Genomic DNA, 14,520 nt, shown 5'->3' with positions numbered 1-14,520 from the left:
TATGCTGCCTTATTCTCTACATGGCCAGGCCAGCGACGCGCCGGTTTTTGTTCTGCTGCACTATCTGGGCGGTTCGGGCCATACCTGGTATCCAGCCATCAGCTGGCTGGATGAAAAACATCGCTGCATCACGCTTGATACGCCTGGTTTTGGCGCGGCGGCTGGCGTAAGCGGCTACGATGTTGCAGCGATGGTCGAACAGGTTGATCAAAGTATTCGCGAGCTGAAGCTGGATAACTGTATCGTCGTCGGCCATTCAATGACCGGCAAGGTCGCGCTGGTGCTGGCTTCGCGTCAGCCAGATTATCTGCGAGGATTAATTCTGGTTGCGCCTTCTCCACCTGGCCCACAGCCGATGAGTGATGAAGATCGCCGTAGCCAAATCGACTACAGCGCCAGCCGCGAAGAAGCGGAACAGTTTGTTGATACTGCGGCAAGCGAGCGATTGCCCGACGTAGTGCGAGAAGTTGCTATCCGGGATGCGCAGCGCGCTAATCTTGATGCCTGGCGCGCCTGGCCTGAAAAAGGCAGCCGGGAAGACTGGTCGCAGCGCATCGGCACGGTTAACTGCCCTGCGCTGCTGATAGCCGGTTCGGCTGACGATCAGGTTCCTGCACCCGCTGAACAGCAGCAGCTCACGCTTTCTCATTTGCCGGACAGCCGTCTGGAAGTGATTGAAGGTGCCGGGCACCTGATGCCAATGCAGACGCCACAACAGCTGGCTGAGCTAATGACGGCGTTTGCCGCTGACCTCTGATCTCTTTTTTTCTTCCCCTGCCGGAAATAAGGTGACGCTTATTTCCGGTATTGCCTCGCTTTTAGCGCCTCGCCGCTCCAGAAAATCATTAGCGCCCGTTCAGGGAACCGGTTTATATTAATTTTCCAAATCAATCAGTTTGCTGCATCTGGCGCAGCACTCACAGGAGAACTCTGTGGCAATCTCTCTTCCGGAAAACCTGATCCCGTCCGATCCTCGTTTTGGCTGCGGCCCTTCGCTGATCCAGCTGGATGATTTAACACGCTTACAGGAAAAAGGGCCGCATCTGCTGGGTACCAGCCATCGCAAAGAACCGGTGCGGGCGCTGTGCCGGGAAATTCAGCAAAACCTGAAAGACTATTTATCGGTGCCGGACGATTACAGTATCGTTTTGGGCAACGGCGGCGCGACCATTCTGTTCGATATGATCGGGCTTGGGCTGGTCAGAAAGCGTATTGCTCACCACGTTTGCGGCGAGTTTTCCGCTAAGTGGTTTAAAGCTTCCGACCGCATTCCGTGGATTGCGGCAGAGAAAACCACGGTCGATTACGGCCAGCCCAACAGCGTTTTTTTAACGGAAGGTTTTGACGTTGTCGCCTGTACGCTAAATGAAACGTCTACTGGCGTGATGAACACGCGCCTGCCGGAAGTGGGCGAAGATTGTTTGCTGGCCGTGGATGCTACCAGCGGCGCCGGTCAGATTGCCTGCGATCTTTCACGCGTGGACGTGTTCTTCTTCTCCCCGCAGAAGGTTTTTGCCAGCGAAGGCGGCCTGTTTGTGGCGATCCTGTCGCCAAAAGCGAAGGCGCGTATTGAGGAGATTGCCGCGCTGGATCGTTATATTCCGGTATTCGCCGACTGGCGGCTGGCGCTCAGCAACAGCGAGCAGCAGCAGACCTACAATACGCCAGCGGTGGTAACGCTGTTTCTGTTTGCCCGTCAGGCGGAACGGATGAACGCGCTCGGTTTTGAAGAAGTAGAACGGCAGGCCGCCGAGAAAGCCGCCTGGCTGTATCAGTGGGCGCAGGAAAAAACTTATCTTTCAGCCTTTGTTACCGACCCGGCTGCGCGTTCAACCACCGTTGCCGCGATTGATGTTGCAGACACGATCAATGTCGATAAGCTGACCCGCTATCTGGACGAGCAAGGTTTGGTACACGGTATTGAAGGCTATCGGGCGCTGGGACGTAACCAGCTGCGGATTGCGCTGTTCCACAATATCGCTTTTGAGGATTTGAAAAAGCTGACCGCCCTGATCGACTTTTTGATACAGAGCGGCGAGTTTAATGCTTAATTTCCGATAACAACCTGAACGCTGGCAGCTTCTTCTATATGCTTTTGCGCTGCCAGGGTTTAAAGGTTAACCACAGCAGAAGTCCGGGGACCTGTAGCGCTATCAACATGGCCAGAGACCACTGATAGGCCACCACAGGATAACTTCCTGCTACGGTATGCCAGCGGCCAATAACCATGCCCACTAGCCATTGCACGATAAAAGCCAGTAAAAATACGACCAGGTTAAATGAGGCGCTTACCCTTCCCGCCAGCGCTGGCTCTACCGATTGAGCGACGATAGCGTAATTCATAGTGGCCGCAGTGCCAAAAAAGCTAAAACCGACCGTAATGACAAACGGCGAAATTGGCAGGCCACTTAGCATCAGTAGCTGGAACAGGACGAATATTGCCACGCCGCTGCCGCAGATCATGATGGGCTGTACGCCATATTTGCGTAAATAGTCCGTCAGCCAGCCAAAGCTAAGGGAACCCGCCACCATAGCTACCGTTCCTGACATCAGAGCATCCGCCATTCGCGAGCTGCTCAGTCCGGCTACATCATGCAGCCATGGCCCCATCCATAAAGCCAGGATAGCCATATAAGTGGCGTTAGCAAAAACAGAATAGAGACCAAGCCGCCAGAAAACCCATGAACGGTAAAGTCGTCCGACTTCCCGGCACATGTCGCTGAAGCGGGTATTTTTTGGCGTAAAAGCACCACGTACTGAAAAGTGGATAATGCCACTAACCAGCACGGTCATGACGGCTAACAGTAAAAACATTTGCCGCCAGGAAACCCATTGCAGCATGGCGTGCAGGGGTGCGGTGGAAGCCATCGCTCCCAGCCCTCCGACAGAAAGCAGACAGGCGGTACTGAGCGGCAAACGTTCTACCGGTAGCCAGATGGAGCAGGCTTTTATCGCGCTCATCAGTGAACCTGCGACCCCCAGGCCAATCAATCCGCGCCCGACCAGTAATCCGGCCTCGCTATGCGACAGCGAAAAAATGACCGAACCGGCAGCGGCAATCAGCAGCATAGGGCTTTGAACGGAACGAGGCCCGTAACGATCCAGCATCACGCCCAGCGGGAGCTGCGCTGCGGCAAAGGTCAAAAAATAAATGCCGGTAAGCAGCCCAAGACTTTCCGCGGGTAAATGAAGTTCGCCAGCCAGATCGTCATAAATGACCGCATTTACCGTACGAAACAGGTAAGAAACAAAATGCCCCAAACCAAAAGGAATAAAAATAGTAAGAAACAGCATGGCGAAACTTTTTTGCGCATCGCGAACTGCCGCGCCTGTCGTCTGTTCATTCTGCATTCTGAGGCACTTCCTGTTTAAGAGAGGAAAAAGTAGAGCGCACTTCACAGCATACTCGCCCGCGCGCATCGTTGAACCAAAGCGCCTCAGGTGCCGGTAACATTTCTGAGACCAGGCTGACCTTTGCTTTTTTTAAGGCGGTCATAAGTGCATCTAACGACAAAGGGTTATCAAAATCCACAAACAGCGGCTTAGGCTCGCTGTCACATTTAATAAATACCCGGAGTGGCAAATCGTGTAATTGCCGCCAGCTTTGCCATTGGATAAAAGTGTCGAACTCATCTGGCAGCGCTACCGGCCAGCTTTCTGACCCAAAAGTCCAGCTACGACGTTTATAGATGGTACGGTTAAAGCGAATACGTCGCGGCTCGCTTCGGGGGATAATATCACCAGCCAGATGGAACAACAGTTGATGTAGAGGAGTGCCGTTAACGCAGAGTAAATCCTCCTGAAAAACGCCAGCAATGTCCAATACGGTTAGCCGGTTTTTTTCGCATCGTACACGTGCTCGTCCAACAGCATAGCGTTTATCCGGCGTTACGCAGCCACCACCAGAAGGTAATATCAGCTGGCTATAATGGTCGATCAGCGGCCAGTCAATATGTGATCGCTGATAGCTTTCAGGCGAATCAGCCAGCATCACCCGCTCGCGCCCAAAAAGCCGGGCTACCTCCTGTTCAATTTCAGCGAGGTAAGGGCTAAAAGGCGCCGCGACCGGCTGACTTAACGTATGTACCGCTGGATGCGTTTCACCAATAACAAGCTGGTACTCCCCTTGATTTAGCGCATCCAGACTGGCGGCAGCCAGCATAAAATCCGGCGAGTGAAAGCTGTCGCCCAATACTTCAAAATCTACTGCGGCCGGACACTGCTGCTCAAGTGTCGTCATGACCTGCTCAATTTGATGCGGCTCCAGCACCAGCTCTTCCTGCTGTGATGCAGTAAATAAAGGCTGCCACGCCTTCTCCAGCATAGTAAGGACCCGCTGATATACCTGCTGCTGAATGCTGGACTGCTGCGGCTGTAAAGCCTGTAGAAAAAGGAGCAGGCTGACGCTATCGCCTGACGAAACTTTTTGCAAGCATCCCTGAAAAACGCTCAACCATTCCTGATGAAGCAGAAAAGCCGTAGCTCGCGTTAGCCACCGATAAAGGTACATTAGCGGAGCGAAATCGTTATTGATGTGTTGCTGTAGCTCACGGCTAAAAATAACGCGGCTGGCTCGGGCGCAGTCTTCATACAGCGGATAGCGGCCAATGTACATTTTGCCGCTTTCTCTTGCCAGTGAGATTCCGGCCTGATTTAGCGTTTGATTGATAGTAAGTAGCGCCTGCTGCCGTTGTGTAATATCGCCACGGCTATAAGCTTCGCGAGAGGCCATAAGCCGGTGAAAACAGTCAGACCAGCGGGCCACAAAATCAACGGGCAGGTGGAAAGCCACCATCTTATGACGTAACTGTTCCAACGCTTCGGGATCGCGAGGAGAGAGCTGAAATCCTCGCTGTACAATACCTGCATCAATCAGATGCTGAATCAGCGGGTGACTGTCAAAATTTAACTTCTGGCTTAACTGCTCTTCGTTTATTACCGCGCCAGATTCATTCAGCTTTTGCAGCACTGCCAACGTTCTGCCAGTCAACCGGCGCGTTTTCTCCAGGGGATAGTACAAAACATCATGATGTAGGTAGCAGCCAGCATTCAGCATGAGTGGAAGCCGTTTAGGCAGTGGGCATTCACTGTTGATACGTGTGACAATACGCTGCATGACCCAGCTTTCAAAAAAAGTTTTCCGCTGCGATAGCCACGAACCAGGTGGATGAACAATGCTAACGCTATCCTGAGAGTCGGAGAAACGTCCCCATGCTATAGGACCAAAAAAGCTACAGGTGTCATTTTTGGTACAGAAACGCTGCCCATAGCTCCAGCCAAGACGGATTTTTTGTTTTTTCCGGCTATCGTAAGGCGCGTACCGCTCAGCAATCAGTGCGTCGATGCGCTGAGCAGCTTCCGGGTTTGAAATAAATATTGCCTCTGCAACATCCGGCTGAGCCAGGAAGTCAATCAGCTGCTGGCGCATTTGTTCACCGGATATGGCGAATTCAGGCCGTAGTGCTTCTTCCCGGGCCGTGACGTCCGCCGCTATTGACTGCAATTCTGCCACTGCATCAGTCAAAGTATCGCGAAGCGACAGGGGTAGATCGCTTACGCTAATCGGCTGATTAGCTTTTAGTTTACGTGTAACCTTGCGGCATTGTTCTTCGCCGATGGAAGCAATGTGCGCGCTAAACAGCTGATGTAATGACTCACGTCGCTGAAGTTGCGCCATTAACGCAACAAACTCAGGCGTTGTAGAAAGCGGAGCATCCTGTAATAGCGCATCTGCTGCAAATCCTGCTGAACGCAGCCAAAAAAAATCAGCACATCTCATTTACCGTCTCCCGAAATACCAGTGCATTTGCGGTAATCAGCCGATCAAGGTGGGGTAGATCGTCTGCGCCAGGCTGATAGCCAGCGCCAGCAGCATCCTGGTAGATTTGGGCGCTGCGGGGCGGCAAAAGAAGATATTTATGTCGACTATGCCGATCCGGCATAACAACCAGCAATGATTCTTCTCCTGTCAGCGGCATTGTCAAACCGAGCGATTTTTTATCGCGCAGCCATTGCGACAGACGGAAACGACTATAATAAAGACGTGCCATACCGCTTTGCGCGTAACCTTCTTTTCTAGCTAATATAGGTTTACTGTTTGTGGCAAGAGATAGATAGAGGGCAACCACCTGAGACTCAAGACCCATGAGGTCTTTCAGCGCGTCTGATAATCCCAATCGTTCTTGTGACGATATCAGCCAGCCCAGCGCATCTTTACAATAGCTGTATACTCGCGGGCCATAATCATGCCAGTCATAAGCGCGCAGGAATTCACGAGAAAGCTCGGAAATATCCATCCCGCAGTTCATTAACGCACGTAGCGTCAGCGGTGCACCGGTTTCCAGGGCATTGATAAAAGAATTCACAAGGCGGAACTGATAATTTTCAATAAACCATTTTGCCCGGTCGATATTATGAGCATAGGCAGTAATAACTTCCTGCTCTGCCGACGTAAAATGATCGCAGGGCTGTGGCCATTGTTGGGTCAGAAGATGCTGCTGGAGTGTCTCATCACGCAAAATTTTTCGCCAGGTTTGCCATACAGTTTTAGCGTCCATTAGCTTACCGCCTTTTTATCATTCAGGGCACGCTGCCAGACAGCCTGTGCTCGACGGACATCTTTCACAATCATTGACTCATCTTCTGCATCCATAACCCTGGTAAGCGTATGGTGTGCTTGTCCTTGATACTCAAGAACAATCGCAGAAGGTGTAGCGCGCGATAACAGCTCTTCGTAAAGATCCCAGACCGGTTCTGGTACGGCATCATCATGCCAGTCGTGATACAGCCCTTCTGCCCAGCTTCCTCCCGCCAAATGAACTGAGATCACTCGATCCAGCGGTAGCGTATCCAGATAATCTCTGAGATCGAAATCGGGCAAATTTACTGAATTGGCATAAATATTGTGCAGGTCAAGATGTAAAAAGGTACCCGAGCGCTGTACTAGTCGCGCCAGAAACTCCGCTTCTCGCATCTCCGCACCGGGACAAGGCAGATAGTAAGCGGCATTTTCATGAGCCAACGGCATACCATACCGCTGCTGTAGCTCAGCGGCACGCTCGGCGCAGCGTATAACTTCATGCTGAGAGAATTGCAACGGACTACTCCAGATATCCAGCCAGGAATCATCACCGTAGAAACAGTGATTAGCTACCCAGGGACTGTTGATCATTTTGGCTAATGGAATATGCCGCTGAACCGCTGCCGTGCTTTCAAGAGGGTTAAAACCAAAGTCACAACCGTAGTTAGAATGCGCCAGCAGAGTAAATTGTTTACCTAGTTTTTCCATTACTGCCCGAACTTCAGGGCGGATAATATGAGGCCCGTCTATCGGTGCCATGATGTTGTCCAGCAAAATTTCCAGCAAGTCGACCTGCAAGGTTTCAAAAGGAAACCAGTCCAGTATTTCCGGATTATATTGAATACCTACGCCTACCCTGTCGGGCTTTGCCATTGCTGTCATATCGTCTACTCATCCGCGTTGCCGTTGGACTGCCCCGTTTCCAGGGCAGAATTACATTATGCAAAAACCTTACTTTCAATCACTTCTATGTCATCCAAATCAAACTCTTCAAACAGGTTTTCAGCCTGTTCCGTTACAGGCAACTGCTCGGGGTTCGGGCTTTGATCTACTTCTGGTTTCATTTTTCTCTCCTATGGCAACAGACGGGTTATCATTAAAATTATTGCGCACCAGGCAACGAGCCAGCCCAGCACGGTCAGGATACTTACCAACCAATAAAGCTGTCGGTGCTGTTCATTCTCAACCGTTTTACCCGTTAATTTTTGACGGCAGTAGCGTAAAGCTCGCTGCCTTAATCTGGGTTGATTGAAATATTCAGTTAATGCCAGCCAGGTATCGCCATTATAAATGGGTAGCAAAGTAGGAAGTAATGACAGGCAGGAAGCAACGACCATCACTACGCCCATACTGTGAAACGGCGAATCCGCTGCCGTTATTCCCCATACCACAATGCCTACCGCCGCATAATAAAGACTCGCTGCAGGCCCCATTAAAATAGTGATAGCCCGTTGTCCCGGCGTCAGCGCCGACCAGGTCCGTTGTTCTGGCCGCACCCACCCCGTCGCCAGTAGCGTATAAATCCCAATACCGAAATCAGTTACGCGTACGCGATAATGGCGGCAGCACAAAGCGTGCCCCAGCTCATGAATAGCTATAGAGCTAAGGATCACAGGGTAATGCCAGAACAACCATGACCAGTGCAGGTAGGTAGCAGCAACGTCCTGACTAAAAAGCACCCAACGGGTAAATAGCCATGTAAATGCTGTCAAGACGGATACCATTAGCAAGGCGTGTAAAATCGGCGAGCAAAGCCATGAAGCAACCCGATAGAGACGATCTAATGCAGGTTGCGGATTCATTTTCACCAGATTAAACAGAAGAAAACGTTTCAGAGGACCATAGGTAATGCCGGTTGCCGGATCGCGCTGAAGGCCGCCACGCCGATCGCCATAGTTCAGTAAGCCCAAATGTAGTAAACGCGTCTGGAACTGACCCAGCTTTTGCAAGCTGATAACGGCCTGAAAACGTTCAGCGGCAAGCTGCTGTATCTTTTCTAACGACCGCTCACCGTTAAAAAGCTTTGCTAATTTCAGTTCAATAGCACCTATTTCATAAGCAATATCATTATGAGGGTCATAAACGCGATATTTTGGTTTAGTGCTTTCCGGCAAAGGTTCACATTCCAGTTCATTCCGGTAGTAACAGTTCTTTGAAGCTAAAACCGCCTGCAACAAAGTATCGTTCATGCTGCCCCCGTAGTGGTAAACCACGGCTGATAACGTTCCCGTAACGCAGTTTGACCAAGTGCCTGCACGCGTTCAAAATCCTGGACGTCAACCTGCCCCGCTCGGGCAAGCACGAATACCGCACCAGGGCGAGTGGGTCCACATAAGGGCATCTCCGTAGTCAGTATCGGCATCCAGCCATGCTTGAGCATTAACAGTTCAATACTGTGCGGCGTAAGAAAACGCCGATGATTGTGCGTGAGGTAACCCTGCTGCATACCATAGCCCAACGCACGCCCTTCTATTAACAGCAAACCTTCTGGTGCAGCCACCGTCCGGCATTTCGCCATAACCTGGTTGACGTCATAAACATGTTCCAACGATCCGTTAATAATAATCAGGTTCGCTGGCTCGCTGACAGTCATCTCTTCGGCGCTGACGGTATCGATAATCAACCCTAATTTTTTGCCATAGCTGGCATATGCGCTGTCCGGATCGTTACCTGTAACCCGCCAGCCTCGCCTGGCGAATGGGATCATTAATCCTCCGGCTGAGCATCCTACATCAATCAGAACGCCTTTTTCCGGCAGATACTGTTGCAGGTTTTTATAAAGATAATCGCCTCGTTTGATTTGATCGCGAAAAAAATACTCGTCCGGTTCCGTATTGCCAAATAAATTTAGCCGATAGAATTTGTCGTAATAATCTTGATAAAAATTGTACTCAAAACGATAGAGCTGATAAATATGTCCACACTCACGACACCCCATTACCGGCAATGCCACCAGCTTATTCTGCGGCCCATGAATAATGGGTAATAAAATTTCCGCATCTGAAGACTGGCAAATTTCGCATACTGTACAACCCGCAGAGTAATCCTGCCGCATCTGTAATAATTCAAGGTAATGTCTGACAGATTTGATATTCACAATCGCCTCTTTATTTAATGCAGAAAAAACCTTCGAAACAGATATGTTTGAATACCGACATCACATCAACAAAACCGGCTCTGTTAAGCATGTCCAGATTACCTGACGTTGAGAAAGGCTCCAGTACGCCTTTTAAAGAACGAGACTTAGCTAATATTTCGTGCGGGGCGTACCCTTGCTGAGCCTTATAATCGGTATACAAGCTACTAATAATATCCTGAAAGCGCGCGTCTGGCCCGCGTACCTTTTCAAAGAGAACAAAAGCCCCGCCCCAATTCAAGCTTTGATAAATATGATTAAATAATTGTTGACGCACACGTGGCGAAATAAACTGCACGGTATAATAAGCTACGATAAAGTCGCTTTTCTCATAGGGGAAAGTTAGAATATCTTCCGTCAAAAAAGTAACATTCTGATTTTTTTGCGACTCCAGGAGAAGATTTGCCTGACGGGTCATTGCATCTTCAATATCAATACCAATAAACTTTGCGCCTTTATTATGGCGCCCGGCTAATTTACGCGTTAGTGCACCGGTTGAACTTCCCAGCTCATAAACTATCGACTGTTTATTAATAAAGAAATCGCTCAGTGCCAGAACAATATCATGACCATCCTGATACTTTGGGACAGACTTTGAAACGTGGGAGTCAAAATATTGCGGGGTACTTCCTCCAAACGTCCAGGCCGCATTCAAAGAATCTATGCCATCACCCACATTACTTGAAGAAGAGTCGATTATGCTTTCAACACTTGCCATGATGCCGCCACCCTACAATGTTAAAAAAGTTAATTTTTTTTAACATTAACGCATTTTTTAAGCAACAGGAAATATAAGATTAATTTCATATTTAGCGCTTTTTTATTCGCTACCAGGCTGGCAAACCGCGCCGTTACTGGGTTATAAATTTTACTTATCAACTTAATTTTAAACAAAAAATATCATAAAAATTATTGAATGGGATAAATATCAGGGCCAAACATTTCTGTCTTTTTATAGCGCTTATCCGTTATATGAATATGCAATTGCGATTTAAAACTAAAGAACTATTAAAGCTTGGCATGTTCTACTACTCCTGTACTTTTTTAACGAGTTTAATCATCTGAAGATACAATTATGTTGTCTGTGCACTGGACATGCCTTGAAAACGGCTAACCTGAGCAAAATTTGAACAACCAAAAAGCGCCATGCAAAATAATAAAATGCAGGAAGTCAGGAAGTCAGGAAGATATGAAAACAAATAAGGGTTAAGTGCAATGACTGGTGCTGCTATAGAAAATAGCAAAGATATTTAAAAGGAAGGATGAACAACAGGAGAAAAATAAAAATTTGGTGGAGATAAGCGGGATCGAACCGCTGACCTCTTGCATGCCATGCAAGCGCTCTCCCAGCTGAGCTATACCCCCACAACAAAAAACCGGTTTTTCGCGCCAAATCGTCTGGTGAAGATTTGGTGGAGATAAGCGGGATCGAACCGCTGACCTCTTGCATGCCATGCAAGCGCTCTCCCAGCTGAGCTATACCCCCGAGCCGAAAAACCTTTGTCGTCTTGACGGCGGGCATAATATGAAACACGGCCGAGGGTGTCAACGGCAAAATGCCATTCCGCGTGCGATCGCTGAAAAAGCGCCCAGCCTGCTGGAAAACAATTCACATTGACTGCAATGAGTGCAGCATAAATTGCTGCTATTACGCCTCAGGAAACAATTAAATGACGCCCTGGGCGCAATCAGACGGGATTAGCGTCACTCTCAGAATCTTTAGGGCTTCAATCGTGTAAACAGAGCGTTAATCACCCGCTTAATCATGCTTGTTTTTGTTAAAATCTCGTGCAAAACTCCTCTCGTTTCGAAGGCTGAACCCTTGCCAGCGCTGGATATGCGCTTATACAACGCAACGGCTTCGGCCTTTATTTCTTTCACTACACCAGAATCAGAGCCACTATGTCCTTGTACTCACCTAAAGAAATCGCGGCAGTCGCTGTTCAGGCTGGTATCGCCAAAAGTCGTTCTTCTGTTCCTACCCTGCTGATCCTTGGCTTTATTGCCGGTGCCTTTATTGCCACGGGCTTTCTGCTGGATTTGCACGTCATTAACCAACTTCCTGCCGACTGGGGTTCATTTGGCGGCCTGCTGGGCGCGGCGGTATTCCCTGTTGGTATTATCCTGACCGTGCTGGCCGGCGGTGAACTTCTGACCGGTAATATGATGACGATGCCAATTGCCTGGTTTGCTCGTCAGGTCAGCGGTTTTAGCGTATTGCGTAACTGGTTCTGGGTAACGATTGCTAACTTTATCGGCAGTATCGCCGTAGCGTGGTTCTTTGGCCACGTGCTGGGTATGACAGAAGGCGACTACCTGAAGAAAACCGTGGCTATCGCCTCTGCTAAAGTCCACGCCGACTTCATGCACTCTTTTATCTCTGGTATCGGCTGTAACTGGCTGGTTTGCCTGGCAACCTGGATGGCTTTCGCCAGTAAAGATATGGTTGGCAAGATTTTTGGCATGTGGTTCCCGGTCATGGCGTTTGTGGCTATCGGTTTCCAGCACGTCGTGGCGAACATGTTCATCATCCCGGCCGCTATCTTTGCTGGCCAGCTGAGCTGGGTAGACTACCTGCCTAACTTTGCCGCGGTCTTTTTGGGTAATACAGTAGGCGGCGCGGTATTTGTCGGCCTGGCTTACTACCTGGCGTATCGTCCGCAAGAGCAGTCTGCAACCGCCTCGCGCTAAGTTTCCTCCCCTCTGCCACCCGGCCGAGGGGAACTTCGTTTTCTTGTTTTATCAATTATTCAATCAGATTAGTCTTGCCTGTTAGTTGTTCGAACAATAAATTCCTGTAATATATGTCCGTTACCTATCAACGCAAAAAGGATATTGCATAATGAAAAAGGAATGGTTAACTCCGGAAGAACTGGCGCAGGAAACAGGTTTTAGTCGTCAGACCATCAATAAATGGGTTAAAAAAGAGCAGTGGACGACGGTGCCGAAACCCGGCGTGCAGGGCGGCAAAGCTCGAATGATCCATATTGATGAGAACGTAAGAAACTTCCTGAAGTCTACCCGACATGTTGCCGAGCCTACCGCTACCTATCGCGTCACGCAGAACTCTCTTCCCGCGCTTTTGATGACGTCTATCCAACAGATGAACAGCGAAGAGCAGGAAAAGCTTTATGCGTTGCTGTTACGTGAAGGGATTCAGGGCATGCTGCTCCGACTGGATATCAGCCATACGGAACAGTAAAAAAACCGGCCACAGGGCCGGTTTTTTCTGTCTGACTATCGGTTTTAAGCTTGCGCTTCGCGCTCGGCAATATAAGCCAGCGCTTTCTCAATACGCGCCACGCTACGAGACTGACCAATCGCCTGCACGGTAACGTCCAGCGCTGGCGATTGACCGGCACCGGTAACGGCCACGCGCAGCGGCATCCCTACTTTACCCATTCCGACTTCCAGCTCATCCGCAGCAGCCTGGATAGCATGATGAACATTTTCCGCATTCCACTCGCCAATAGCGGCCAGCTTATCGCGCACGACTTCCAGAGGCTGACGGGCAACGGGGCGAAGATGTTTTTTCGCAGCGTCCGCATCGAAAGCGTCAAAATCTTCGTAGAAATAGCGACAGGATGCGGCGATTTCTTTCAGCGTCTTGCAACGTTCGCCCAGCAAACGCACAAGCTGAGCCAGCTCCGGTCCGGTGCGGGTATCGATATTTTCCTGCTCGATATGCCATTGCAGATGGGTAGCAACGTATTCCGGCGGCAGCGTGGTGATGTAATGATGGTTCAGCCACTGCAGTTTTTCAGTATTAAAGGCGCTGGCCGATTTGCTGACCGCGTCCAGGCTGAACATCTGCTTCATTTCATCAACGCTGAAAATCTCCTGATCGCCGTGTGACCAGCCCAGGCGAACCAGGTAGTTGAGCAGTGCTTCCGGCAGATAGCCGTCATCGCGGTACTGCATAACGCCTACTGCACCGTGGCGTTTAGAAAGTTTTTTCCCGTCATCGCCCAAAATCATAGAGACGTGAGCGTAAACAGGAACCTGCGCGCCAATCGCTTTCAGGATGTTGATCTGGCGCGGCGTGTTGTTGATATGGTCTTCACCGCGAATAACATGGGTAATTTCCATATCCCAGTCGTCAATCACCACGCAGAAGTTATAGGTTGGTGCACCATCGGTACGACGAATGATCAGGTCATCCAGCTCCTGATTGCTGAACTCGATCGGGCCACGAATTTGATCGTCAAAAATGACCGAGCCTTCCTGCGGATTGCGAAAACGCACCACGCAAGGTTCATCATCAGCGTGATGTTCATGGCTGTCGCGGCAGCGACCGTCGTAGCGTGGCTTTTCATTGTTAGCCATCTGCGTTTCGCGCAGCGCTTCCAGACGCTCTTTCGAGCAGTAACATTTATAAGCGGTGCCCGCTTCCAGCATCTGGTCGATAACCGCGTTGTAGCGATCGAAACGTTTGGTCTGATAATACGGGCCTTCATCCCAGTCCAGGTTCAGCCAGTTCATGCCATCCATAATCGCGTCGATAGCCTGCTGGGTAGAGCGTTCCAAATCTGTGTCTTCAATACGCAGTACGAATTCACCGCCTTGATTGCGGGCAAACAGCCAGGAATAGAGTGCGGTGCGAGCGCCACCGACGTGCAGATAGCCTGTCGGACTTGGAGCAAAGCGGGTTTTGATTTTCATTAACAGCTGCCTTTTTACGCTATCAGATTCGGCCATCGCCGGGGAGGTCTGATAAAGACCAGAAGAAAGTGGGCAACATTCTATCATCAGAAGACGAATCCTCAACGGCAAACCCCGGCTTTAACGCCGTCTTCGCCGGAAA

13 protein-coding genes and 2 tRNA genes are annotated in these 14,520 nt (G+C 49.9%); 4 read left to right on the top strand and 11 right to left on the bottom strand.

What is annotated here, in order from left to right; genetic code table 11:
• The first annotated feature begins 1 nt into the window (after position 1).
• Together ACMGGR_RS05220 and ACMGGR_RS05215 are read left to right on the top strand one after the other, a co-directional pair.
• Positions 2–757 (top strand): alpha/beta fold hydrolase, encoded by a 756-nt coding sequence (locus tag ACMGGR_RS05220; RefSeq protein WP_246762143.1) that lies wholly within the window; start codon positions 2–4, stop codon positions 755–757.
• 175 nt (positions 758–932) lie between these two features.
• Positions 933–2,051 (top strand): aminotransferase class V-fold PLP-dependent enzyme, encoded by a 1,119-nt coding sequence (locus ACMGGR_RS05215; protein WP_414148319.1) that lies wholly within the window; start codon positions 933–935, stop codon positions 2,049–2,051.
• A 34-nt stretch (positions 2,052–2,085) separates the two neighbouring features.
• Here the strand turns inward: ACMGGR_RS05215 and ACMGGR_RS05210 are convergent, their stop codons facing one another.
• The 10 genes from ACMGGR_RS05210 to ACMGGR_RS05165 all read right to left on the bottom strand — a co-directional run bounded on the left by ACMGGR_RS05210 (position 2,086) and on the right by ACMGGR_RS05165 (position 11,202).
• Positions 2,086–3,351 (bottom strand): MFS transporter, encoded by a 1,266-nt coding sequence (locus ACMGGR_RS05210; protein ID WP_414148318.1) that lies wholly within the window; start codon positions 3,349–3,351, stop codon positions 2,086–2,088.
• A complete protein-coding gene (locus ACMGGR_RS05205; RefSeq protein WP_414148317.1) occupies positions 3,341–5,779 on the bottom strand; it encodes a lantibiotic dehydratase in 2,439 nt (812 codons plus the stop codon). The genes ACMGGR_RS05210 and ACMGGR_RS05205 overlap by 11 nt, the downstream gene beginning before the upstream one ends.
• Positions 5,766–6,557, bottom strand: a complete 792-nt coding sequence (locus ACMGGR_RS05200; RefSeq protein ID WP_414148316.1) for a hypothetical protein — start codon at positions 6,555–6,557, stop codon at positions 5,766–5,768. Before ACMGGR_RS05200 ends, ACMGGR_RS05205 begins: the two co-directional genes overlap by 14 nt.
• A complete protein-coding gene (locus ACMGGR_RS05195; RefSeq protein ID WP_414148315.1) occupies positions 6,557–7,462 on the bottom strand; it encodes a DUF692 domain-containing protein in 906 nt (301 codons plus the stop codon). Before ACMGGR_RS05195 ends, ACMGGR_RS05200 begins: the two co-directional genes overlap by 1 nt.
• A gap of 56 nt (positions 7,463–7,518) precedes the next feature.
• Positions 7,519–7,644, bottom strand: a complete 126-nt coding sequence (locus ACMGGR_RS05190) for a TglA family RiPP precursor (RefSeq protein ID WP_414148314.1) — start codon at positions 7,642–7,644, stop codon at positions 7,519–7,521.
• 9 nt (positions 7,645–7,653) lie between these two features.
• Positions 7,654–8,769, bottom strand: a complete 1,116-nt coding sequence (locus ACMGGR_RS05185; protein ID WP_414148313.1) for a M50 family metallopeptidase — start codon at positions 8,767–8,769, stop codon at positions 7,654–7,656.
• A complete protein-coding gene (locus ACMGGR_RS05180; RefSeq protein WP_414148312.1) occupies positions 8,766–9,677 on the bottom strand; it encodes a class I SAM-dependent methyltransferase in 912 nt (303 codons plus the stop codon). The genes ACMGGR_RS05185 and ACMGGR_RS05180 overlap by 4 nt, the downstream gene beginning before the upstream one ends.
• Before the next feature lie 10 nt (positions 9,678–9,687).
• Positions 9,688–10,434, bottom strand: a complete 747-nt coding sequence (locus ACMGGR_RS05175; RefSeq protein WP_414148311.1) for a methyltransferase domain-containing protein — start codon at positions 10,432–10,434, stop codon at positions 9,688–9,690.
• A gap of 571 nt (positions 10,435–11,005) precedes the next feature.
• Positions 11,006–11,081: transfer RNA gene (locus tag ACMGGR_RS05170), tRNA-Ala, on the bottom strand.
• A gap of 45 nt (positions 11,082–11,126) precedes the next feature.
• Positions 11,127–11,202 (bottom strand) — tRNA-Ala (locus tag ACMGGR_RS05165).
• Between the two features lie 416 nt (positions 11,203–11,618).
• Between ACMGGR_RS05165 and ACMGGR_RS05160 the strand changes: the two genes are divergently transcribed.
• Both ACMGGR_RS05160 and ACMGGR_RS05155 read left to right on the top strand, forming a co-directional pair.
• A complete protein-coding gene (locus tag ACMGGR_RS05160) occupies positions 11,619–12,407 on the top strand; it encodes a formate/nitrite transporter family protein (RefSeq protein WP_246762647.1) in 789 nt (262 codons plus the stop codon).
• A gap of 151 nt (positions 12,408–12,558) precedes the next feature.
• Positions 12,559–12,918: a YfeC-like transcriptional regulator gene (locus ACMGGR_RS05155; protein WP_246762648.1), complete on the top strand. Its 360-nt coding sequence runs from the start codon at positions 12,559–12,561 to the stop codon at positions 12,916–12,918.
• Positions 12,919–12,962: 44 nt separating this feature from the next.
• Here ACMGGR_RS05155 and gltX read toward each other — a convergent pair whose 3' ends face one another.
• Positions 12,963–14,378 carry a glutamate--tRNA ligase gene (gltX, locus tag ACMGGR_RS05150; RefSeq protein WP_246762649.1) on the bottom strand — a complete coding sequence of 472 codons (1,416 nt, stop codon included), beginning with the start codon at positions 14,376–14,378 and terminating at the stop codon, positions 12,963–12,965.
• Positions 14,379–14,520: the final 142 nt, after the last annotated feature.

This window comes from Erwinia sp. BNK-24-b (assembly GCF_047456155.1).
Classification (GTDB): Bacteria; Pseudomonadota; Gammaproteobacteria; order Enterobacterales; family Enterobacteriaceae; genus Erwinia; species Erwinia phyllosphaerae.
Note: the sequence above shows the minus strand (reverse complement) of the source record. Positions and strands in the feature narration are given on the sequence as shown.